Raw genomic sequence first — 21,137 nt, 5'->3', positions numbered from 1 at the left:
CCCTGTGGGAGAGTAGGACGCCGCCGAACAATCATTGCGGAAGCCCCGCACCAGCCCTTTTCAGGGTTCGGTGCGGGGCTTTTCTGCGTTCCGGGACGGTTGGTGATGTCCTCAAACCCTTCCTCGACACCGAGTGCACCGTGGATGAGGGGTGTGCGCGGCCTTCCGGGTGTGGGCGATGGAGATCGCCGACATGGGGTAGCGGTGCTCTTAGGTCACGATGTGGCGGAAACCCATCGCAGACGTACGTCCGTTCCTATGATGTGCCTTCTTCGAAACCGTTTCGGGTGGGGGTACACATGCGTGAGGTCAACGGCGGCGACGACAGAGGTGGAAGACGAAGGGGAGGGGTCGTCCGGCGGGTGCTGGTCGGTCTGATGGTGGCGGGCGTCACCGTCGCCTGCGGTCCCGCGGAAGGCAACAGCCCGGCCGTCTCCGTACCGCCGGCCGCCTCCTCGGCGGTCCCGTCGCCGACGTCGGAGATACCGTCCCCGTCCCCGTCCCCGACGCCGAGCCCCTCGGCGTCCCCTTCGGCCCTGCCGAGCCCCTCGGCTCCGGTGGCCGTCCGTACCGCCGACCCGAAACCGCCCGTCACGCAGGCGCCGAAGCCCGCGACCAGGCCCGCGACCACGTCGGCGGCGCCGCCCGCGACGAAGGCGCCGACCCGGCCCGTGACGGCCGAGTGCGAGATCGTCTCCAACGCGGGGAACTGCTACAACGCGGGTCAGTTCTGCCGCAAGGCCGACGTGGGCCGGTCCACGCGCGCGGGCAACGGTCGCACGATCCACTGCCGCCTGGACGGCAGCCAGCCGCGGTGGCAGTACTAGAGGTGCTCTAGAGGCGGCCGGCCGCCTTCAGGGCGAGGTAGGCGTCGGCCAGTGCCGGAGCCAGGGTGTCCGGGGTGGCGTCGACCACGTGGACCCCGTGGCGGGTGAGCTGGTCGGCCGTACGGCGGCGTTCGCTCTGGGACCGGGTGCCCGCGGCGGCCTCGTAGACCGCGTCCACGGTGCCCCGCGAGGTGGTCATGTCAGCGACGTGCGGGTCGGCCACGGAGGCCACGAGGACCGTGTGGCGCTTGGTGAGGCGGGGGAGGACGGGGAGCAGGCCCTCTTCGATCGGGGCCTGGTCCAGGCTCGTCAGGAGGACCACCAGGGAGCGGCGCGGGGCGCTGCGCAGGATGGTGGAGACCAGGGTGCGGGAGTCCGTCTCGACCAGTTCCGCTTCCAGCGGGGCCATCGCGTTCACGAAGGACGGCAGGACGTCCGCGGCGGGGCGGCCCCGGACCTGGGCGCGGGCACGGCGGTCGTGGGCCAGCAGGTCCACGCGGTCGCCCGCGCGGGTGGCCAGGGCGGCCAGGAGCAGGGCGGCGTCCATCGCGGAGTCCAGGCGGGGGGCGTCCCCGACGCGGCCGGCCGAGGTGCGGCCGGTGTCCAGGCAGATCAGGATGTGCCGGTCACGTTCGGGTCGCCAGGTGCGGACGGCCACCTTGTCCTGGCGGGCCGTGGCCCGCCAGTCGATGGAGCGGGTGTCGTCGCCGGGGACGTAGTCGCGGAGGCTGTCGAACTCGGTGCCCTCACCACGCGTCAGGAGGCTGGTGCGGCCGTCCAGTTCGCGCAGCCGGGCGAGCCGGGAGGGCAGGTGCTTGCGGCTGGTGAAGGGCGGCAGGACGCGGACCGTCCAGGGGACGGCATGGGTGCCCTGGCGGGCCCACAGGCCCAGCGGGCCGTACGAGCGGATCGTGACGCGGTCGGCCGTGCGGTCGCCCCGGCGGGTCGGGTGCAGACGGGTGGTCAGGCGCCGCCGCTCGCCCGCCGGGACGGTGACCTCGTGCCGGGAGGCCGCGGTCTCCGTCCCGGGCTGCCAGCTGCTCGGCGGCCACGCGTCGCGGATCCGGGCGCGCAGCTTGCGGCCGCCGGGGTTGGTCACCGTGAGGTGGACGTCCGCGGTCTCGCCGAGGCGGACCGAGGTGTCGCCCGTGCGGGACAGGCCGAGGGTGCGGACCGGAGCCGCGAGGGCGTGGTCGATCGCGCAGGCCAGTACGAGCGGGCCGTTGACCGCGACGAGCCCCGCCAGGCTCGGTTCGAGGATCCCGACGGGGATGCTGCCGAGGGCTGCCAGCAGGGCGGCGCGTCCGGTGAGGGCCATCAGCGCGGTACGGGGACGTGGGAGAGGATCGCGGTGATGACCGCGTCCGCCTTGACCCCCTCCATCTCCGCTTCGGGGCGCAGCTGGACCCGGTGGCGGAGGGTGGGCAGGGCGAGGGCCTTGACGTCGTCGGGGGTCACGTAGTCGCGGCCGGTGAGCCAGGCCCAGGCGCGGGCAGTGGCCAGCAGGGCGGTCGCGCCGCGGGGGGAGACGCCGAGGGTCAGGGACGGCGATTCGCGGGTGGCGCGGCAGACGTCGACGACGTACCCGGCGATCTCCGGGGAGACGGAGACCTTGGCGACGGCTTCCCGGGCGGCTTCGAGCTGCTCCGGGCCGGCGACGGGGCGGACGCCGGCCGCGTGCAGGTCGCGGGGGTCGAAGCCGGCGGCGTGGCGGGTCAGGACGCCGATCTCGTCCTCGCGGGAGGGCAGCGGCACGGTGAGCTTGAGCAGGAAGCGGTCGAGCTGGGCTTCGGGGAGGGGGTACGTGCCCTCGTACTCGAGCGGGTTCATGGTGGCGGCGACGAGGAAGGGCTCGGGGAGCGGGCGGGGGGTTCCGTCGACCGTGACCTGGCGCTCCTCCATCGCTTCGAGGAGGGAGGACTGGGTCTTGGGGGGCGTGCGGTTGATCTCGTCCGCGAGGAGGAGGTTGGTGAAGACCGGGCCGTTCTGGAAGGAGAACTCGGCGGTGCGGGCGTCGTAGACGAGCGAGCCGGTGACGTCGCTGGGCATCAGGTCCGGGGTGAACTGGACGCGCTTGGTGTCGAGTTCGAGGGACGCGGCGAGGGCCCGTACGAGGAGGGTCTTCGCGACGCCGGGGACGCCTTCGAGGAGGACGTGGCCGCGGCACAGGAGGGCGACGACGAGACCGGTGACGGCGGAGTCCTGACCGACCACGGCCTTGCCGATCTCGGTGCGGAGCGCTTCGAGGGAAGCGCGGGCGCTGTCCGCGGCGGCGGACTCGGTGGCCGGGTACGTCATGACGTACGGACCTCTCTTTCGAGGGCGTCGAGGTGGTCGGCGAGCGCGACGAGTGCCGCGTCGCCGGAAGGGGTGGGGCCGAAGAGGAGGGCGGTGACGTCCCGGGGTCCGTCCGCGAGGCGGGCGGAGACCGCGGGGACGAGCGCCGCGGGGTCGTGGGCCCGGGTGTGCGGTACGCCGACCAGTGCGGCGAGGCGTTCGCGGGTGGCGGCGCGCAGCACGGTCGCGGCGCGGTCGCGGGCGTTCGCCTTGCGGTAGAGGCGGGCGCGGCCCTCGGTGGCCTCGGAGGCGCGGATGGCGACGGGCAGGTGCTCCGTGACGAGCGGGCCGAGGCGGCGGGCGCGCCAGAGGGCGGCGAGGGCGGCGGCGACGAACAGCTGGAGGAGGGCCCAGGACCAGCCGGCGGGGATGAGGTCGAAGAGGCTCTTCTCCTCCGCGGGGGCGGCCTCCGGGTCGGTGTCGGCGAGGGTGGGGAGGTACCAGACGAGGTCCGGGCGGGAGCCGAGGAGCTGGAGGGCGAGGGAGGCGTTGCCCTCCTCGGCGAGGCTCTCGTTGAGGAGGATCGTCTCGGATCCCAGGACGACGGTGTCGCCCCCGGTGGTGCCGGTGGGCAGGACGAGGAGCGTGGGGTGGCCGTCGCTGGGGTAGCAGGCGGTGGCCCCGGGGAGGGTGGTGCTGTAGCGCAGGCCGGTGCCGGTGGTGGCGCGGCCGGCCGTGGTGGCGGCGGGCAGGGCGCAGGCCGGGGCGAGGTCGTCGGCGGAGGGGTGGCCTGCGGTGCGCACGCCGGGGGCCAGGCCGGTCAGGCTCGGGCTGCCGGGGCCGAGGAGGACCGTACGGCCGCCGGAGAGGTCCATGGCGGAGCGGAGGGTGCGGCGCTGGGACTCGCCGAGCATGTCGGGGCCGGTGACCAGGAGGGTGGTGCCGGGTCCGGAGGCGGCGGCGGCCTCGCGGGCGGTGGTGACGACGCGGGTGGTGACGCCGCGTTCCGTGAGGAGTTCGGCCACGGCCCGGCTGCCCGTGGGGTCGGCGGAGCGGGGGTCGAGGTGGCCGTGGCGGGTGCCGGTGCCGACGGCGGCCAGGGCGATCGCGGAGGCGAGGAGGATGCCGGCGACGGCCACGGTGCCGCGGGTCCGGCGCCAGAGCGCGGCGCGGCTGGGGGCGGTGGAGGTGGACCCCGGGGCCGGGGTGGGGCCGGTCATGCGGCGGGTCCCGTCAGGAGCGGCTTGGCGCGGTCGAGGGTGAGGTCGAGGGTGCGCAGCCGGTCGTAGGTCTCGGCGTCGCCGGTGCGGCCGCCGTAGGTGACGTCGTCGAAGGCGCGGGCGGCGGCACGCAGGTCCTGCGCGTGGTCGGGGAGGGAGACGGCGGCTTCGGCCGCGGCCTCGTCCGCGGTGCGGCCCGGGCGCGGGTCGAGGAGGGTGCGTTCCTCCAGGGAGCGGACGACGGCGCGCATGCGTTCCTGGACGGCTTCGGTCCAGCGGCCGGCGGCCGCGTGGGCGTCGGCGGCCCTGCGGTGGTCGGCGGCGCTGCGGATCCGGTCGTCGAAGAGGGTGCCCGCGTCGCTGGTGGCCCGGCGGGGGGAGCCGAGCCGCCACCACAGGGCGGCGACGGCGAGGACGACGAGGACGAGGATCACCAGGAGGCCGACCGGGCCGCCGGGGGTCGCCCCGGAGGCCCGGTCGAAGAGAGCGCCGACCCATTCCCAGAACCGGTCCAGGGCGCGGTCCAGCAGGCTCGGGTCGTTCTGGTGGTACATCCGCTTCGACAGCTCGTGCTCGGCCGCCTCCCGGGCGGGGTCGCGCGGTGTCGTCACCGGTGGCGTCTCCGCTCGCGGCAGGAGCGTTCCGGTGCGGTTGATGAGGCCCCCCGTGCTCATCATGGGTGCATCAGCCTCCGGTCACCGGTCCGCCGCCGGGCTGGGTGGCGGTCGTGCCGTAGTGGTCGAGGCCGGCGGCCCGGGCGAGCTCCAGGTCGAGGGCTTCGCGGCGGATGCGCTGGTCGATGTACAGGAGGCTGGTGACGCCCGTCTGCATCGGCAGGGTGACGGCGGCGGCGATGACCGAGCCGATCGCGGTGATGATCAGGAAGGTCCAGTTCTGGGTGCTGGATCCGTCGAGGAAGCCCGCGAAGCCGCCGGGGGACACGACCATGGCGACGATCGCGAAGGGCGTCACGATGACCGCGGCCGTGATCTTGGCGATGAGGGCGGTGAGCAGGCTGATGCCGAAGACGCGCCACCAGGAGCCCTTGACGAGCTTGGCGGAGCGCTTGAGGGCGTCGCCGACGCTGCCGCGCTCCAGCATCAGGGCGGGCGGGGCCAGCAGGAAGACCACGTAGAACCAGGCCAGCAGCACGAGGCCGACGGGGAGGCCGAGGGCGATCAGTGCGGGGCTGCCGGTCAGGATGCCGGGCAGCATCGGCAGCATGCCGGCGGCGACCGCGCCCGCGAACAGGACGAGGGTCAGGCCGAGCAGGCGGCCCCACAGCGGGCGCAGGGCGTTCAGGGTGGAGGAGGCCGAGGACTTCTGGCCGAGGACGGCGGCGCTGACGACGGGGGCGAGGAGCGCGGTGACGAGGAACAGGCCGAGGATCTCGGCGTAGTAGCTGAACGCGTAGAAGAGCATGGCGTCGCCCATGACGGCGAGCGCCTCGGACGGGGTGGTCCGCTCGTCGGGGCTGAAGGTGGCGATGTCGTTCGCCGCGTAGCGCTGGACGAGGACCAGGATCACCTGGAATACGGCGGCGACGACGATGCTGAAGGAGAGCACCGCGCGCCAGTGGGCGCGCAGGGTGCTGACCGTGCCGTCGAGGATCTCGCCGAGGCCCAGGGGGCGCAGCGGGATGACGCCGGGCTTGGCGGCGGGGGGCTTGCCCCACTGGCCGGGGCCGCCGGGGTGGCCGTACTGGCCTCCGTACGGGGCGCCGGGCTGTCCGCCGGGGTGTTGGCCGTACGGCTGGCCGTACGAGCCCCAGCCCTGGCCCTGGGGGGCCTGGGGGGCGTTCTGGCCGGGGGTGCCGGGTGCGTCGGTGCCCGGGCTCGACCACTGGCCGGGCGGGGGCTGCTGGGCCGACCACTTCTGGTCGCCTGCGGGCTGCGCGGGCGGCTGCGTGGTGCCGTCGCCGGACTGGTCGGCAGGTGCCCCCGGCCGCTCGCCGTCGGACGCGGGTCCGGGCGTAGCCCAGCCCGGAGAGTCGTTCATCGTCGCTCCTTCACGTGCATCTGCTGCGGCGGGGGCGCTGGTCGCTGACATCGTGCCACGTGGGACCCCCGAACGGCGTAGGGGGTGAGGGGCTGGGTACGGGCCCGGTCGGCCGCGTACCCCCTGGCCGTCCCCCCGGATCCCCGGCAGCCCGTACCTTCAATTGTCACCCGGATCCGGGGCAGACTGGTCGACCTGATCTCCACGCAGGTCCGAGGGGCGATTTCCAGCCCTTTTGGCTGTGGGGCAGCTCACCGCCAGGTAACGATTAGCTAATGGGATGATGTCAACCATGAAGGGACGCGTCCTTGTCGTCGACGACGACCTCGCGCTGGCCGAGATGCTCGGCATTGTGCTGCGTGGAGAAGGTTTTGAGCCGTCGTTCGTAGCGGACGGTGACAAGGCACTGGCTGCCTTCCGGGAGGCGAAGCCGGATCTGGTACTGCTCGACCTCATGCTGCCCGGAAGGGACGGCATAGAGGTGTGCAGGCTGATCAGGGCCGAGTCCGGGGTGCCCATCGTCATGCTCACGGCCAAGAGCGACACGGTGGACGTCGTGGTGGGTCTGGAGTCCGGTGCCGACGACTACATCGTCAAGCCGTTCAAGCCGAAGGAGCTGGTGGCCCGCATCCGGGCCCGCCTGCGCCGGTCGGAGGAGCCCGCCCCCGAGCAGCTGGCCATCGGTGACCTCGTCATCGACGTGGCCGGGCACTCGGTCAAGCGGGACGGTGCCTCCATCGCCCTGACGCCGCTCGAGTTCGACCTGCTGGTCGCCCTCGCGCGCAAGCCCTGGCAGGTCTTCACCCGTGAGGTGCTGCTGGAGCAGGTCTGGGGCTACCGGCACGCCGCGGACACCCGCCTGGTGAACGTGCACGTGCAGCGCCTGCGCTCCAAGGTCGAGAAGGACCCGGAGCGCCCCGAGATCGTCGTGACGGTGCGCGGTGTCGGCTACAAGGCCGGACCCAGCTGACGTGCAGCACGGCCGGGACCGGGGCGGTTCGCGCCGGGCTCTCCTGCGGGGCGGCCGGCTGCTCCAGGAGGGGGCTCCCGCCGGCCGTGTGCTGCGGCTGTTCGTGCGCCTCGGGCGCCGGCCGCTGCTTCCGGCTGTCCGGCTGTGGCGGCGCAACATCCAGCTCCGGGTGGTCGCCGCCACGCTGCTGATATCGCTGGCCGTGGTCCTCGCGCTCGGCTTCGTCGTCATCGCCCAGGTCAGCGAGGGCCTCCTCGACGCCAAGGAGGAGGCCGCGCAGAGCCAGGCCGCGGGCGGGTTCGCGGTCGCACAGGAGAAGGCCAACACCCCGGCGACGGCCGACGGGCCCGACGCCACCGACAACAAGGTCGGCCGCGACGCGAGCACCTGGATGAACTCGCTCGTCAAGCAGCTCGCCAGTGGTGGCCAGACGGCCTTCGAGGTGGTGGCGCTCGGCGCGGGCACCGGGGTGGAGCAGCTCGGTCCCAATGCCCTGGGCGTCCGCGGAGCCCGTGCGTCCGGCAACGTCGACCCGACCGCGAGCGTCCCGGTCGAGCTGCGCCAGGCCGTGAACCACGCCACCGGGGCCTTCAAGACGTTCTCGCAGATCCGGTACACCGCCGGGGCCGGGGAGAAGGCGCCCGAGCCCGCACTGGTCGTGGGCAAGCGGCTCACCGACATCAACGGGGAACCGTACGACCTGTACTACCTCTTCCCGCTGACCCAGGAGGAGGAGTCCCTCAACCTGGTCAAGGTCACCATCTCCACCGCCGGCCTGTTCGTCGTCGTCCTGCTCGGAGGCATCGCCTGGCTGGTCGTGCGCCAGGTCGTCACCCCCGTACGGATGGCCGCCGGGATCGCCGAGCGGCTCTCCGACGGGCGGCTCCAGGAGCGGATGAAGGTCACCGGCGAGGACGACATCGCACGGCTGGGCGAAGCCTTCAACAAGATGGCGCAGAACCTCCAGAACAAGATCCAGCAGCTGGAGGAGCTGTCGCGGATGCAGCGCCGCTTCGTCTCGGACGTCTCGCACGAGCTGCGGACCCCGCTGACGACCGTACGGATGGCCGCGGACGTCATCCACGACGCCCGGGTCGACTTCGACCCGGTCACCGCGCGCTCCGCCGAACTGCTCGCCGGGCAGCTCGACCGGTTCGAGTCGCTGCTCTCCGACCTGCTGGAGATCAGCCGCTTCGACGCGGGCGCCGCCGCCCTGGAGGCCGAGCCCATCGACCTGCGCGACGTCGTGCACCGCGTCATCGACGGGGCCGAGCCCCTCGCCGAGCACAAGGGCACCCGGATCCGTGTGCTGGGCGACACCCAGCCCGTCATCGCCGAGGCGGACTCGCGGCGCGTGGAGCGGGTGCTGCGCAACCTCGTCGTCAACGCCGTGGAGCACGGAGAGGGCCGCGACGTGGTGGTCCGCCTCGCCTCCGCGGGCGGGGCCGTCGCCATCGCCGTACGGGACTACGGCGTGGGCCTCAAGCCCGGTGAGGCCACCCGCGTCTTCAACCGTTTCTGGCGGGCCGACCCGGCGCGGGCCCGCACCACCGGCGGGACCGGCCTGGGCCTGTCCATCGCCGTCGAGGACGCCCGGCTGCACGGCGGCTGGCTCCAGGCCTGGGGGGAGCCCGGCGGCGGCTCGCAGTTCCGCCTCACCCTGCCGCGCACCGCCGACGAGCCGCTGCGGGGCTCGCCCATCCCGCTGGAGCCCGAGGACTCGCGGGGCAACCGGGCCCGGGCCGCCGCGGAGGCCGCGGGCAGCGCGGCGGGCCGCGGGCCGGCGGAGGGCGGCGACCGGTCGCCGATACCGCCGATACCGCCCCGGCCGCCGGCGGCCCAGGCGCCGCCCGTACCCGCCGACCCCACGGCCCTGCCGGGCAGCGGGGCCCGGGTGGTGGCCCGGCCGGCCGAGCAGTCAGCACAGGAGGACCGAGGAGCCGATGGAGGCTGAGCCCATGGGCGTGCGGGCGGGGAGTTCGCGGGCGGGGACCGGGCGGGGCCGACGGGCGGAACCGCGTCCGCGGGGGAGGCGCCCGCGGACCGTGCGGGCGTCCGTCTTCGGGCTGGCCGGCATGCTGCTGGCCGGCTGCGCCTCCATGCCCGACCACGGCGAGATCCGCCCGCTGGAGGCCTCGCAGGGCGTGGACTCCCAGGTGCGGGTGTTCAGCGTGCCGCCGGCCGACAAGGCCAGCGCGGCCGAGATCGTCGACGGCTTCCTGGAAGCCATGACCAGCGACGACCCGCAGCTGGAGACGGCACGCCAGTACCTCACCGAGGAGGCCGCGGAGAGCTGGAAGCCCGGCTCGGCCGTCACCGTGCTCTCCGCCGGCCTCGACCGGCGGTCGGTGCAGGGTGAGAAGGACCCGTCGGGCCCCCGCTGGAAGGTGACGGGCAGGAAGCTCGCGACGGTGGACGAGCGCAGCGCCTACCAGCCGGAGACCGGCGGCGGGCAGTACGAGGAGTACCTCCAGCTCGTCCAGGAGAACAAGCAGTGGCGGATCGCGTCCCCGCCGAACAGCCTCGTGCTCAGCGAGTCCGACTTCCAGCGCATCTACATGCCGGTCAACAAGTACTACTTCGCGGGCGGCACGCTCGTCGCCGACCAGGTGTACGTGCGTCAGCGCAGCGATCCCGAGTCGCGGATGGACCCCACCACGCAGACCGTGCAGTCGCTGCTCGCCGGGCCGTCCAAGTGGCTCGGACCCGTCGTGGCCTCCAGCTTCCCCACCGGGACGGAGCTGCGCCCGGGCACCAAGTCCCTTTCGTACGACGGCCAGAACACGCTGCGGGTGCCGCTGAACGACAAGGCCGACAACGTCACGCAGCCGCAGTGCCAGAAGATGGCCACCCAACTCCTGTACACGGTCAAGGAGCTGACGGCCTCCCGGCTGGAGCGGGTCGAACTGCTGCGCTCCGACGCCAAGTCCTCCTCGCTGTGCGTGGTGACCGAGGCAGCCGCGGCGGGGATCGCGAACCGGGTCCGCGGGCCCGAGTACCAGTACTACGTCGACAGCGAGAGCCGGCTGGTCCGGATGAAGCTCGACGTCACCAGCGAGGACCAGCAGGCGCAGGCCGAACGGGTGCCGATGCCGCTGCCCGCCGGTTTCAAGACGGAAGCGGCGGCCGTGTCGCACGACGAGCGGCGGGCCGCGGTCGTCTCCGACGAGGGGCGCGGCCTGTACGTCGTCCCGCTGTCGGCCAGCGGGGCCATGCCGCCGGTGGCGGTGACCAGCAAGGGCAGCAAGCTGAACGGGCTGAGCTCGCCCAGCTTCGACGCGGCGGGTGACGTGTGGGTCGCGGACCGGGATCCGCAGCACGCGGGGCTGTGGCGGGTGCCGGCGGCGACCGGGATCGCCCAGAAGGTGCAGGTGGCCGGGCTCGACGGCGGGCGGATCACCTCGCTGAGGGTCTCCTCCGACGGGGTGCGGATCGCGCTGCTGGTGGAACGCGACGGCAGCCGCAAGAACCTCTTCATCGGGCGGATCGAACGGCCCGACGTGAAGGGGGACCTCTCGGCGGTGTCCGTGCGCGAGCTGCGCCCGGCGGCCCCCCAGATGGCCGAGGTGACCGCGATGAGCTGGGCGCCCCGGGGGCGGCTGCTGGTGGTGGGCCGGGAGAGCCGCGGGGTCCGTCAGGCCCGCTACATGCTGGCGGACGGCTCGATGGTCGCGGGGAGCCTGCCCGGAGCCACCGGGCTCATCGAGGTCGCGGCCTCGGAGGACGAGGCGAAGCCCGGGCCGGTGGTGGCGTACCTGGAGGACGACGGGATCGTGTGGCTGCCGCCGGGGGCGCAGTGGCGCACGGTGGCGGCGGACGGGCGGGCTCCGGTCTATCCGGGCTGAGGCGCGGAGGCCTGCGGCGGCGCGTGGCCGACGGTCGCGCCGCCGGTGGTCGCGGCCCGGCGGTGGCCGGTGCGCCGGCCGGGGCTCCTGCCCCGGCGGGGGTCGCGCGCCGTCGTCCACAGGGGTGGCGGGCCTTGGCCCGGCCCGGGAGAGTGGAGCCATGCGGGGGTGGTGGCAGGAGCTCGCCGGGCTGGTGCTGCCGGTCGACTGCGCCGGGTGCGGGGCCGCCCGGGTGCTGCTGTGCGCCGTCTGCCGGGATGCGCTGAGCGGGGCGTCCGCGGGCCCGGTGCGGCCCTCTCCGCCGCCCCGGGGGCTGCCCGCGGTGCATGCGGCCGCCGTGTACGAGGGGGCCGTGCGGGCCGTCGTACTGGCGCACAAGGAGCGCGGGGCGCTGCCGCTGGCCGGACGGCTGGGCACGGCGCTGGCGGCCGCGGTCCGCCCGGCCCTGGCGGGGGCGGGCGGGGAGGTGGCGCTGGTGCCGGTGCCCTCGGCGCGGCGGCAGGTCCGGGCGCGCGGGCACGATCCGGCGCGCAGGATCGCGCTGGCCGCCGCGGCGCGGCTGCGGCGGGCCGGTGTGCCCGCCCGGGTGGCGCCCGTCCTGCGGCAGCGGCGGGCGGTGGCCGACCAGGCGGGACTGGGGGCGAGACAGCGCCGGGAGAACCTCGCGGGGGCGCTGGAGGTGTGCCGGGACGGGACGCGGGTGACGGCCGGGGCCCGGATCGTGCTGGTGGACGACGTGATGACCACCGGAGCCACGCTCGCGGAGGCGGCGCGGGCGGTGCGGGCCGCGGGGCTGGCGCGGGGCGCCCCGGTGCGCGCGGCGGTGGTGGCCGCGGCGGCAGGCTCGTTCGTACAGATCCGGTCGGCGACAAGCAGAGGGCAGAAATCTTGTGAATAGGTTCGGAACTTGAGGGGAAGGCCCATCGTTGCAGGTAGTAAGAGGGAACAGCCACCTGAACGGAGGTACGTTCCGGTAGCGGGTGCCGTCAACCGTCATTGAGAGATATGTTCGGTTGTGAGGAACTGGCGAACCTTGGGCCCCACGCATCGGATCGCAGTTTTTGGAAATCTTCGTGTCAGGAGGCTGTCTCTCGACTCCGAAGTCGGTGGGGTGCAGATCTTGCCGATGGGGGAGGAGGAGGTGGAAGTCGCCAAGTCCGGGGCTCCGGTGTTCATCGGAGTCTGGTGCGAAAGGGAGACGCTTCGCCCGTGGGGCGGAGCTATCCGGGAACGGAGATCTGCGTGGACATCGTCGTCAAGGGCCGCAAGACCGAGGTGCCCGACCGGTTCCGCAAGCACGTGGCCGAGAAGCTGAATCCGGAGCGGATCCAGAAGCTCGACGCCAAGGTGATCAGCTTGGACGTCGAGGTGTCCAAGGAGCACAACCCGCGCCAGGCCGACCGTTCCGACCGCGTGGAGATCACCTTGCATTCGCGGGGCCCGGTCATCCGTGCCGAGGCCGCCGCCGCGGACCCCTACGCGGCGCTCGACCTGGCACAGGACAAGCTGGAGGCCCGGCTGCGCAAGCAGCACGACAAGCGCCACACGCGGCGTGGCAGCGGACGCATCCCGGCGGCGGAGGTCGCCGACGTGGTCCCGGACGCCGCGCATCTGAACGGCAGCGGAGAGGTGGTCTCCGAGGAGAAGGCGGACGCGGTTCCGACCACGAGGATCGGATCGCTGGAAGTGCAGGGCGAAGGCCCGCTCATCGTCCGCGAGAAGACCCACTCGGCCGCACCCATGTCGCTCGACCAGGCCCTCTACGAAATGGAACTGGTCGGCCACGACTTCTACCTGTTCGTCGACTCCGACACGAAGCTGCCCAGCGTCGTCTACCGGCGTCACGCCTACGACTACGGCGTCATCCATGTGAATCCGGACGGGGCCTCCAGCTCTGAGGAACCGCGCGGTGGTGCCGGCGGGGCGCTCGGCGGCTGAGCACGCCGTTTCGTTGCCCCTGCGGGACGCCGAGGCGCCCGCAGGGGCACCTGCATGAGCGGGTATGCGCCAGCCGGTGACCGGCGGGCCCCCGCGCCGTGGTGCGGGCATGGAATCATGGCGGGCAGTCAACCGGCGGCGAGTTCCTTCCGGTTGGCCCGGCAGTTCGGCACATGCAGGGGGAGGAACCATGGCGGACAGCTTCGGGCCGGTACGCGGTGACGGCGGCGCGGGCTCCCGTGAGGCGGACCCGGCGGCCGGGCCCGCGGAGGCACCCGCCGGGGAACCCATCCGGGTGCTCGTGGTCGACGACCACGCGCTCTTCCGGCGAGGACTGGAGATCGTCCTCGCGCAGGAGGAGGACATCCAGGTCGTCGGCGAGGCGGGGGACGGCGCGGAGGCGGTCGACAAGGCGGCGGACCTGCTGCCGGACATCGTCCTGATGGACGTGCGGATGCCACGGCGCGGCGGTATCGAAGCGTGCACCTCGATCAAGGAGGTGGCACCCTCCGCGAAGATCATCATGTTGACGATCAGCGACGAGGAGGCCGACCTCTACGACGCGATCAAGGCGGGCGCGACCGGATACCTGCTCAAGGAGATCTCCACGGACGAGGTGGCCACGGCGATCCGGGCGGTGGCCGACGGCCAGTCGCAGATCAGCCCCTCGATGGCGTCGAAGCTGCTCACCGAGTTCAAGTCGATGATCCAGCGCACGGACGAGCGGCGACTGGTGCCGGCGCCGAGGCTGACGGACCGGGAGCTGGAGGTCCTGAAGCTGGTGGCGACGGGCATGAACAACCGTGACATCGCCAAGCAGTTGTTCATCTCCGAGAACACCGTGAAGAACCACGTGCGCAACATCCTGGAGAAGCTCCAGCTGCACTCCAGGATGGAGGCCGTGGTCTACGCGATGCGGGAGAAGATCCTGGAGATCCGCTGACGGCTCGGGTCCGCCGGGAGCGCCTTCAGGGGCGCCGGGCGCGGAGTTCCGCCGTGACGGCCGCCGCCTCCGCGGCGGAACCGGCGCGCTCCACCCGCACCTCCTCGCACCCCACCCAGCGGGCGGCCTCCCACAGGGCCTCGGCCATGGCGGCGGCGGCCCGGGGAGTCTCCAGGGAGAGCTGACGGGCGACCAGCGTGCTGCCCTCGCGGCCCGGATCGACGCGGCCCTGGAGGTGCCCGCCCGCCAGCAGCGGCATCGCGAAGTACCCGTGTATCCGCCTGGGCTTGGGGACGTACGCCTCCAGCCGGTGCGTGAAGCCGAAGATCCGCTCCGTGCGCGGCCGGTCCCAGACGAGCGAGTCGAACGGCGAGAGCAGCGTGGTGCGGTGGCGTCCCCGGGGGACCGTCGCCAGCGCCGCCGGATCCGCCCACGCGGGCTTGGACCAGCCCTCGACCTCGACCGGGACCAGCCCGGAGTCCGCGATCACCGAGTCGACCTGCGCGCCGGCCAGGCGGTGGTAGTCGGCGATGTCGGCGCGGGTGCCGACGCCGAGGGAGCGGCCGGCCAGGGTGACGAGACGGCGCAGGCACTCGCGGTCGTCCAGGTCGTCGTGGAGCAGCGCGTCCGGAACGGCTCGCTCGGGCAGGTCGTACACCCGCTTCCAGCCGCGCCGCTCGCCGCACACCACCTCGCCGGTGTCGAGCAGCCACTCCACGGCGATCTTGGTCTCGGACCATTCGAACCACTCGCCGCCGTTCTTGGCGCCGCCCAGCTCGGTGGAGGTCAGCGGGCCGTCGGCCCTCAGGCGGTCCAGGACGGCCCGCGTGGAGCGGTCCTTGTCCTGCAGGACGTGCCAGCGGTGGCCGCGCGCCCGGCGGGCGCGGCGGCGGAAGGCGAAGTGCGGCCACTCCTCGACGGGGAGGATGCAGGCCGCGTGCGACCAGTACTCGAAGGCGTGGCGGTCCGACCAGTACGCCGACTCCACCGCGCCGCGGCCGACCGCGCCGAGGCGGGCGTACGGGATCAGCTCGTGCGACCGGGCCAGGACCGAGATCGTGTCCAGCTGTACGGCGCCCAGGTGGCGCAGCACCCCGCGGACCCCCGCGCGCCGGTCGGGAGCCCCGATGAACCCCTGGGCGCGCAGGGCGATGCGCCGGGCCTCGTCGGCGGACAGGGAGAGGGCCGACTGCGGCAGGCTGGGCACGGGCTCGGTCATGCCCGGCAGCCTAGAGCCCGCCACCGACAGCGGGCAGGTACGCCAGGGCGGGCGTCAGGCCGAGGTCCGAGGGGAGCAGGCCGCCCACCCAGGAGTCCCGGACGGTGCCGTTCCTGAGCACGGCCGCGCGCAGCAGGCCCTCCATGCGGAAGCCGGCCTTCTCGGCGACGGCCCGCGAGCCGGTGTTGCCGACCTCGGCCCGCCATTCCAGCCGTACGGCGCCCAGCTCGGTGAAGGCCCAGCGGGCGACGGCCTCCACGGCCTCGGTCATGTACCCCTGGCCGCGGTGTTCGCGGACCGTCCAGTAGCCGATCTCGAACGCCCCGGCGTCGCGCCGGTGCACGCCGAGGGCCGCGACCAGCGGGCCGCCGGGCCCCAGGCGCACGGCGAAGCTGTACGCGGTGTCGTCGCGCCAGCCGCCGGGGACGGCCTCGCTGACGAAGGCGCGGGCGTGCGAGCGCTCGTACGGGGACGGGACCGTGGTCCAGCGCTGGATGCCGGGGTCCTGCGCGGCGGCGTGGACCTCGTCCTCGTCCGGCGGGCCGAAAGGCCGCATGTCCAGGCGTTCCGTGCTCAGGGTGGTGGGCTCCATGAACGGATTCTGGTGGCGGTCCGCGGCCGGGGCGAGGGGTTTTCCGGAATCGCGGAGCTGAAGCGCGGCACCTTCCCGGTCCCCCGTACGTTCTCATTCCGGGCGCGCGTGCCCCGGCGGTACGGCGGACCTCCCGACGCGACCACGTCCTCGCTTACGATGGCCGTTGCGGTGGGGCCCACCTGCCGTGCCCGTGTACGTACAGTGCTCAGGCCCGACCGGCAAGGAGACAAACCTCGGTGTCCGTCTTCAACAAGCTCATGCGTGCAGGCGAAGGCAAGATCCTGCGCAAACTGCACCGCATCGCGGACCAGGTCAACTCCATCGAAGAGGACTTCGTCAACCTCTCCGACGCCGAGTTGCGTGCGCTCACGGACGAGTACAAGCAGCGCTTCCAGGACGGCGAGAGCCTGGACGACCTGCTGCCCGAGGCCTTCGCGACCACGCGCGAGGCCGCGAAGCGCGTCCTCGGCCAGCGGCACTACGACGTCCAGATCATGGGTGGCGCCGCGCTGCACCTCGGGTACGTCGCCGAGATGAAGACCGGTGAGGGCAAGACCCTCGTCGGCACGCTCCCGGCGTACCTGAACGCGCTGTCCGGCAAGGGCGTCCACCTGATCACGGTGAACGACTACCTCGCCGAGCGCGACTCCGAGCTGATGGGCCGGGTGCACAAGTTCCTCGGCCTGGAGGTCGGCTGCATCCTGGCGAACATGTCGCCGGCGCAGCGCCGCGAGCAGTACAACTGCGACATCACGTACGGAACGAACAACGAGTTCGGCTTCGACTACCTGCGCGACAACATGGCGTGGTCCCAGGACGAGCTCGTCCAGCGCGGCCACAACTTCGCCGTGGTCGACGAGGTCGACTCGATCCTCGTCGACGAGGCCCGTACGCCGCTGATCATCTCCGGCCCGGCCGACCAGGCCACCAAGTGGTACGGCGACTTCGCGAAGCTGGTCACCCGCCTGACCAAGGGCGAGGCCGGCCAGCCGCTCAAGGGCATCGAGGAGACCGGCGACTACGAGGTCGACGAGAAGAAGCGGACCGTCGCCATCCACGAGTCGGGTGTCGCGAAGGTCGAGGACTGGCTCGGCATCGAGAACCTCTACGAGTCGGTGAACACCCCGCTCGTCGGCTACCTGAACAACGCCATCAAGGCGAAGGAACTGTTCAAGGCCGACAAGGACTACGTCGTCATCGACGGCGAAGTCATGATCGTCGACGAGCACACCGGCCGTATCCTCGCCGGCCGCCGCTACAACGAGGGCATGCACCAGGCGATCGAGGCGAAGGAAGGGGTGGACATCAAGGACGAGAACCAGACCCTCGCCACGATCACCCTGCAGAACTTCTTCCGCCTCTACTCGAAGCTGTCGGGCATGACCGGTACGGCCATGACCGAGGCCGCCGAGTTCCACCAGATCTACAAGCTCGGTGTCGTCCCGATCCCGACCAACCGCGACATGGTCCGCAAGGACCAGCCGGACCTGATCTACCGGACCGAGGTCGCGAAGTTCGCCGCCGTCGTCGACGACATCGCGGAGAAGCACGAGAAGGGCCAGCCGATCCTCGTCGGTACGACGTCGGTCGAGAAGTCCGAGTACCTCTCCCAGCAGCTCTCCAAGCGCGGCATCCCGCACGAGGTCCTCAACGCCAAGCAGCACGACCGTGAGGCGACGATCGTCGCCCAGGCCGGCCGCCGCGGCGCCGTCACCGTCGCCACCAACATGGCCGGCCGCGGTACCGACATCAAGCTCGGCGGCAACCCGGACGACCTCGCCGAGGCCGAGCTGCGCCAGCGCGGCCTGGACCCGGAGGAGCACATCGAGGAGTGGGCGCACGCCCTGCCCGAGGCGCTCACCCGGGCCGAGGCGGCCGTGAAGGCCGAGTTCGAGGAGGTCAAGGAGCTCGGCGGGCTGTACGTGCTGGGCACCGAGCGCCACGAGTCGCGCCGTATCGACAACCAGCTGCGCGGCCGTTCCGGCCGACAGGGCGACCCGGGCGAGTCCCGGTTCTACCTGTCGCTGGGCGACGACCTGATGCGGCTGTTCAAGGCGCAGATGGTGGAGCGCGTCATGGCGATGGCCAACGTGCCCGACGACGTGCCGATCGAGAACAAGATGGTGACGCGTGCGATCGCGTCGGCCCAGTCGCAGGTGGAGACCCAGAACTTCGAGACGCGCAAGAACGTCCTGAAGTACGACGAGGTCCTCAGCCGCCAGCGCGAGGTCATCTACAGCGAGCGCCGCCGGGTGCTCGAGGGCGAGGACCTGCAGGACCAGGTGCGCCACATGATGGACGACACGATCGACGCGTACATCGCGGCCGAGACGGTCGAGGGCTTCGCCGAGGAGTGGGACCTGGAGCGCCTGTGGGGCGCCTTCCGGCAGCTCTACCCGGTGAAGGTCACCATCGAGGAGCTGGAGGAGGCCGCGGGCGACCGGGCGGGCATCACCGCCGAGTTCATCGCGGAGTCCGTCAAGGACGACATCCACGAGCAGTACGCGGCGCGCGAGAAGACGCTCGGCTCGGAGATCATGCGCGAGCTGGAGCGGCGCGTGGTGCTGTCGGTGCTGGACCGCAAGTGGCGTGAGCACCTGTACGAGATGGACTACCTGCAGGAGGGCATCGGCCTGCGGGCGATGGCCCAGAAGGACCCGCTGGTCGAGTACCAGCGCGAGGGCTTCGACATGTTCAACGCCATGCAGGACGGCATCAAGGAGGAGTCCGTCGGCTACCTGTTCAACCTGGAGGTCCAGGTCGAGCAGCAGGTCGAGGAGGTCCTGGTGCAGGACGCGGCGCCGTCCCTGACGAAGGAGCCCGCCCCGGCCGGCTCCCGTCCGGAGATCCGGGCCAAGGGGCTGGAGGCTCCGCAGCGGCCGGACCGGCTGCACTTCTCGGCGCCGACCGTCGACGGTGAGGGCGGTGTGGTCGAGGGCGACTTCGAGAACGGCTCCGCCGGTGACGGCGACGGGATGACGCGGGCGGAGCGCCGCAAGGCGCAGAAGGCCTCAGGCGGGCGTCGCCGCAAGAAGTGACCCCGCTGGGGTCTATCTCACGGCCGGGGCCGGGCACCTTCACGGTGTCCGGCCCCGGCCGTTGCGCGGGGCGGGGCGGGCCGCCCGTGCGGCGCCGTTGCCCGGGGGCGCCGCCCCCGGGCCCCCGCGCCTCGAACGCCGGCGGGCCCGGACAGGGCGGGTTCGGGGGCTGGGGCTGGCGGGTGGGGCCCCGTGCGGCGCCGTTGCCGGGCCCCCGGGCCTTCGGCCCCGGGGTTCACGGCGGTCATGGGCGGGGGCCCTGGATTTCCACTGCTGCGCAGCGCCAGCGGAGGTCGGGGCCCTGTTCCAGGCGGAAGGCCATCGCCGTCACGCGGTCGCCCGTCGCGATGCGGGCGAAGGCCTCGATGACGCCGGGGCCGGGGATGAAGCGGCCGCACTGGCGCACCACCGGGCGCAGGCGGTCGCGGAGGGGGTCCGCCGGGGCCAGGGTGACCAGCTGCTGGTAGGCCGGGCCGACGGTGTGGCCGAGGAGCGAATGCACCGGGCGGCGGCCGCTCACCACCGCGAGGAGGCGCTCGGCGAACCAGTGGTGGGGGCCGGTGCGGGCCGCGCGCGGCGGGCCGCCCGGGCGCCGGGAGTCCTGTCGGCCCGCGGGCCGGGTCCGGGACGGGCCCCCGGGTCCGCGGCGTGCGGCGCCGCCGCCGATCGTGCCGCGCGTCGTGGTGTCCATGTGCGATCTGCCCCCGAACAGGCCGGGCCCGGTCGGTACCGGGCGGTAACTTGATGGGGATCTTCTACGGCCGCCGCACACGCTCCGCAACCGCCCGCGGCCCCGTACCGGCCGGCGGCCCGGTTCACCTATCCGGGTGCCCCTGGGGCCCTCCGCCGCCCCCGGGGCCCCGCGGGAGCCGCCTGCGGACGTACGGGGGTGGACGGGCGGCGGAGCCGGGGCGGCAGCCCGATGGGGTACGCGGGCCGTCACTCCGTCGGCGCCCCGGGCCGCGGCGGGCGGTCGTATCCTGAGGACGTTTCCGACTACCGAAAGCAGCCGGCCATGCGCGTGTACGTCCCCCTGACCCTCCCCGGTCTCGCCGAGGCGCACAAGGCGGGTGAGCTGGGCCCCGCCCCGCTGCGTGCGTACGCGGTGACCCCCGGGCTCCGCGAGTGGTACGTGTCCGACGACCTCGAGGAGCTGGAGTACGCGGCCCTCGGCCGCGCCGCAGCCGCCTCCCTGCGCCTGATCGCCGAGGACCCGGCCGCGCCCCGCCGGCGCGTGGTCGTCGCCCTCGACGTCGCCGACGAGGCCGCCACCGCCACCCCCGGGGACGACGAGGCCGGCCTCGGCCAGGTGAGCCTCGCCGACGCCCTACGGCTCTCCGGGGCCGCCGCCGTGCACGTGGACGCCGACGACGCCGAGCAGGACGTCGCCGCGGCGGCGGGCGCGCTCGCCGCCGCCGACGCCGGGGACGACGACGCCCGGTTCACCGTCGACGGCGCCGACGACCACGAGCTGCTGTGGTTCGGCGTCCAGGAGATCCCGGGGCTGCTGACGTGACGGCGGCGCACCCCACCCACATCGTCTGGGACTGGAACGGCACGCTGCTGCACGACATCGATGCCGTCATCGTCGCGACCAACGCCTCCTTCGCCGAGCTGGGCTTCCCGCCGATCACCCTGGCGACCTACCGCGACCTGTACGTCGTACCGGTGCCGCTGTTCTACGAGCGGCTCATGGGAAGGCTGCCCACCGACGAGGAATGGCTCGTCATGGACGAGGCCTTCCACCGCCACTACTGGGCCGCCGCCGAGGCCTCCGGACTCGCCGAGGGCGCCCTGGAGCTGCTCCAGGGGTGGGATCGGGACGGGCTCACCCAGTCCCTGCTGTCCCTGGCGCCCCACGACAAGCTCGTACCCCTGGTGCGGACCCACGGCATCGACCGGTACTTCCTGCGCGTGGACGGCCGGACCGGCCCCTCGCACACCTCCAAGGCCGGGCACCTCGTGCGTCACATGGCCGCCCTGGACGGGACGGGGGTGTCCGCGGCCCGTACCGTGCTCATCGGGGACGCCGTGGACGACGCGCTCGCCGCCGCGCACGTGGGCGCGCGGGCCGTTCTCTACACGGGCGGTTCGCACAGCCGCAGCAGTCTGGAATCAGCCGGTGTGCCCGTCGTGGACTCCCTGGCCGAAGCCGTCCGCACGGCCCGCGAGCTGGCGGGATAGCGGCGGGCACGGAACCCCGGCCCCGTCGCTGTCCAGAGTGTCAAACTTCCACCCCCGGTTTTGTACACATACAGCTCATGACG

Annotated in this window: 18 protein-coding genes; 10 read left to right on the top strand and 8 right to left on the bottom strand. The window is 73.1% G+C overall.

The annotated features are described in order from the left end of the window. Positions 1–299: 299 nt before the first annotated feature. Positions 300–827 carry a hypothetical protein gene (locus tag ACFWUZ_RS14180; RefSeq protein WP_384371771.1) on the top strand — a complete coding sequence of 176 codons (528 nt, stop codon included), beginning with the start codon at positions 300–302 and terminating at the stop codon, positions 825–827. Positions 828–834: 7 nt separating this feature from the next. On the opposite strand, the gene ACFWUZ_RS14175 is transcribed toward ACFWUZ_RS14180, so the two are convergent. From ACFWUZ_RS14175 to ACFWUZ_RS14155, 5 genes are read right to left on the bottom strand one after another with little or no spacing between them, the layout of a single operon-like run. Beyond that, positions 835–2,145 (bottom strand): DUF58 domain-containing protein, encoded by a 1,311-nt coding sequence (locus ACFWUZ_RS14175; RefSeq protein WP_384371769.1) that lies wholly within the window; start codon positions 2,143–2,145, stop codon positions 835–837. Next, the gene (locus ACFWUZ_RS14170) at positions 2,145–3,125 is read right to left on the bottom strand and encodes an AAA family ATPase (RefSeq protein ID WP_384371767.1); all 981 of its coding nucleotides are present in this window, start codon (positions 3,123–3,125) and stop codon (positions 2,145–2,147) included. The genes ACFWUZ_RS14175 and ACFWUZ_RS14170 overlap by 1 nt, the downstream gene beginning before the upstream one ends. Next, complete coding sequence (locus tag ACFWUZ_RS14165; protein ID WP_384371765.1) at positions 3,122–4,324, bottom strand: DUF4350 domain-containing protein; 1,203 nt, start codon at positions 4,322–4,324, stop codon at positions 3,122–3,124. Before ACFWUZ_RS14165 ends, ACFWUZ_RS14170 begins: the two co-directional genes overlap by 4 nt. Further along, positions 4,321–5,001 (bottom strand): DUF4129 domain-containing protein, encoded by a 681-nt coding sequence (locus ACFWUZ_RS14160; protein WP_384371763.1) that lies wholly within the window; start codon positions 4,999–5,001, stop codon positions 4,321–4,323. The genes ACFWUZ_RS14165 and ACFWUZ_RS14160 overlap by 4 nt, the downstream gene beginning before the upstream one ends. A 7-nt stretch (positions 5,002–5,008) precedes the next feature. After that, positions 5,009–6,322, bottom strand: a complete 1,314-nt coding sequence (locus ACFWUZ_RS14155; protein WP_384371761.1) for a hypothetical protein — start codon at positions 6,320–6,322, stop codon at positions 5,009–5,011. Between the two features lie 280 nt (positions 6,323–6,602). Here ACFWUZ_RS14155 and mtrA point away from each other — a divergent pair, with 280 nt between their 5' ends. From mtrA to ACFWUZ_RS14125, 6 genes are all read left to right on the top strand, one after another. After that, the gene (gene mtrA / locus ACFWUZ_RS14150; RefSeq protein WP_384371759.1) at positions 6,603–7,292 is read left to right on the top strand and encodes a two-component system response regulator MtrA; all 690 of its coding nucleotides are present in this window, start codon (positions 6,603–6,605) and stop codon (positions 7,290–7,292) included. A 1-nt stretch (position 7,293) separates the two neighbouring features. Continuing rightward, positions 7,294–9,246: an MtrAB system histidine kinase MtrB gene (gene mtrB, locus ACFWUZ_RS14145; protein WP_384371757.1), complete on the top strand. Its 1,953-nt coding sequence runs from the start codon at positions 7,294–7,296 to the stop codon at positions 9,244–9,246. 91 nt (positions 9,247–9,337) lie between these two features. Continuing rightward, positions 9,338–11,137: an LpqB family beta-propeller domain-containing protein gene (locus tag ACFWUZ_RS14140; RefSeq protein ID WP_384371755.1), complete on the top strand. Its 1,800-nt coding sequence runs from the start codon at positions 9,338–9,340 to the stop codon at positions 11,135–11,137. 160 nt (positions 11,138–11,297) lie between these two features. Continuing rightward, complete coding sequence (locus tag ACFWUZ_RS14135) at positions 11,298–12,035, top strand: ComF family protein (RefSeq protein WP_384371753.1); 738 nt, start codon at positions 11,298–11,300, stop codon at positions 12,033–12,035. Positions 12,036–12,379: 344 nt separating this feature from the next. After that, entirely contained in the window at positions 12,380–13,075 is a 696-nt protein-coding gene (gene hpf / locus ACFWUZ_RS14130; RefSeq protein WP_384371751.1) for a ribosome hibernation-promoting factor, HPF/YfiA family, read from the top strand. A gap of 190 nt (positions 13,076–13,265) precedes the next feature. Beyond that, complete coding sequence (locus ACFWUZ_RS14125; RefSeq protein ID WP_384371748.1) at positions 13,266–14,018, top strand: response regulator; 753 nt, start codon at positions 13,266–13,268, stop codon at positions 14,016–14,018. Between the two features lie 25 nt (positions 14,019–14,043). On the opposite strand, the gene ACFWUZ_RS14120 is transcribed toward ACFWUZ_RS14125, so the two are convergent. Beyond that, positions 14,044–15,237, bottom strand: a complete 1,194-nt coding sequence (locus ACFWUZ_RS14120) for a winged helix-turn-helix domain-containing protein (RefSeq protein ID WP_384371746.1) — start codon at positions 15,235–15,237, stop codon at positions 14,044–14,046. A 10-nt stretch (positions 15,238–15,247) separates the two neighbouring features. Beyond that, entirely contained in the window at positions 15,248–15,829 is a 582-nt protein-coding gene (locus ACFWUZ_RS14115; protein WP_384371744.1) for a GNAT family N-acetyltransferase, read from the bottom strand. A gap of 239 nt (positions 15,830–16,068) precedes the next feature. On the opposite strand from ACFWUZ_RS14115, the gene secA reads away from it, so the two are divergent. Further along, positions 16,069–18,870 (top strand): preprotein translocase subunit SecA, encoded by a 2,802-nt coding sequence (gene secA / locus ACFWUZ_RS14110; RefSeq protein WP_384371742.1) that lies wholly within the window; start codon positions 16,069–16,071, stop codon positions 18,868–18,870. A gap of 244 nt (positions 18,871–19,114) precedes the next feature. Here the strand turns inward: secA and ACFWUZ_RS14105 are convergent, their stop codons facing one another. After that, the gene (locus tag ACFWUZ_RS14105) at positions 19,115–19,561 is read right to left on the bottom strand and encodes an Rv3235 family protein (RefSeq protein WP_384371740.1); all 447 of its coding nucleotides are present in this window, start codon (positions 19,559–19,561) and stop codon (positions 19,115–19,117) included. A gap of 324 nt (positions 19,562–19,885) precedes the next feature. Here ACFWUZ_RS14105 and ACFWUZ_RS14100 point away from each other — a divergent pair, with 324 nt between their 5' ends. Beyond that, complete coding sequence (locus ACFWUZ_RS14100; RefSeq protein ID WP_384371738.1) at positions 19,886–20,386, top strand: DUF6912 family protein; 501 nt, start codon at positions 19,886–19,888, stop codon at positions 20,384–20,386. Next, positions 20,383–21,054: an HAD family hydrolase gene (locus ACFWUZ_RS14095; protein ID WP_384371736.1), complete on the top strand. Its 672-nt coding sequence runs from the start codon at positions 20,383–20,385 to the stop codon at positions 21,052–21,054. The genes ACFWUZ_RS14100 and ACFWUZ_RS14095 overlap by 4 nt, the downstream gene beginning before the upstream one ends. Positions 21,055–21,137 lie beyond the last annotated feature (83 nt).

This window comes from Streptomyces sp. NPDC058646, assembly GCF_042716875.1.
Taxonomy (GTDB): domain Bacteria; phylum Actinomycetota; class Actinomycetes; order Streptomycetales; family Streptomycetaceae; genus Streptomyces.
Note: the sequence above shows the minus strand (reverse complement) of the source record. Positions and strands in the feature narration are given on the sequence as shown.

What these genes read in the sequence shown, in the direction of transcription:
- ACFWUZ_RS14180 (WP_384371771.1), top strand. Translation starts at nt 300, where the DNA reads ATGCGTGAGGTCAACGGCGGCGACGACAGAGGTGGAAGACGAAGGGGA.
- ACFWUZ_RS14155 (WP_384371761.1), bottom strand. Translation starts at nt 6,322, where the DNA reads ATGAACGACTCTCCGGGCTGGGCTACGCCCGGACCCGCGTCCGACGGC.
- ACFWUZ_RS14170 (WP_384371767.1), bottom strand. Translation starts at nt 3,125, where the DNA reads ATGACGTACCCGGCCACCGAGTCCGCCGCCGCGGACAGCGCCCGCGCT.
- ACFWUZ_RS14125 (WP_384371748.1), top strand. Translation starts at nt 13,266, where the DNA reads ATGGCGGACAGCTTCGGGCCGGTACGCGGTGACGGCGGCGCGGGCTCC.
- ACFWUZ_RS14100 (WP_384371738.1), top strand. Translation starts at nt 19,886, where the DNA reads ATGCGCGTGTACGTCCCCCTGACCCTCCCCGGTCTCGCCGAGGCGCAC.
- ACFWUZ_RS14175 (WP_384371769.1), bottom strand. Translation starts at nt 2,145, where the DNA reads ATGGCCCTCACCGGACGCGCCGCCCTGCTGGCAGCCCTCGGCAGCATC.
- ACFWUZ_RS14165 (WP_384371765.1), bottom strand. Translation starts at nt 4,324, where the DNA reads ATGACCGGCCCCACCCCGGCCCCGGGGTCCACCTCCACCGCCCCCAGC.
- ACFWUZ_RS14160 (WP_384371763.1), bottom strand. Translation starts at nt 5,001, where the DNA reads ATGATGAGCACGGGGGGCCTCATCAACCGCACCGGAACGCTCCTGCCG.
- ACFWUZ_RS14115 (WP_384371744.1), bottom strand. Translation starts at nt 15,829, where the DNA reads ATGGAGCCCACCACCCTGAGCACGGAACGCCTGGACATGCGGCCTTTC.
- ACFWUZ_RS14120 (WP_384371746.1), bottom strand. Translation starts at nt 15,237, where the DNA reads ATGACCGAGCCCGTGCCCAGCCTGCCGCAGTCGGCCCTCTCCCTGTCC.
- mtrA (WP_384371759.1), top strand. Translation starts at nt 6,603, where the DNA reads ATGATGTCAACCATGAAGGGACGCGTCCTTGTCGTCGACGACGACCTC.
- ACFWUZ_RS14105 (WP_384371740.1), bottom strand. Translation starts at nt 19,561, where the DNA reads ATGGACACCACGACGCGCGGCACGATCGGCGGCGGCGCCGCACGCCGC.
- ACFWUZ_RS14135 (WP_384371753.1), top strand. Translation starts at nt 11,298, where the DNA reads ATGCGGGGGTGGTGGCAGGAGCTCGCCGGGCTGGTGCTGCCGGTCGAC.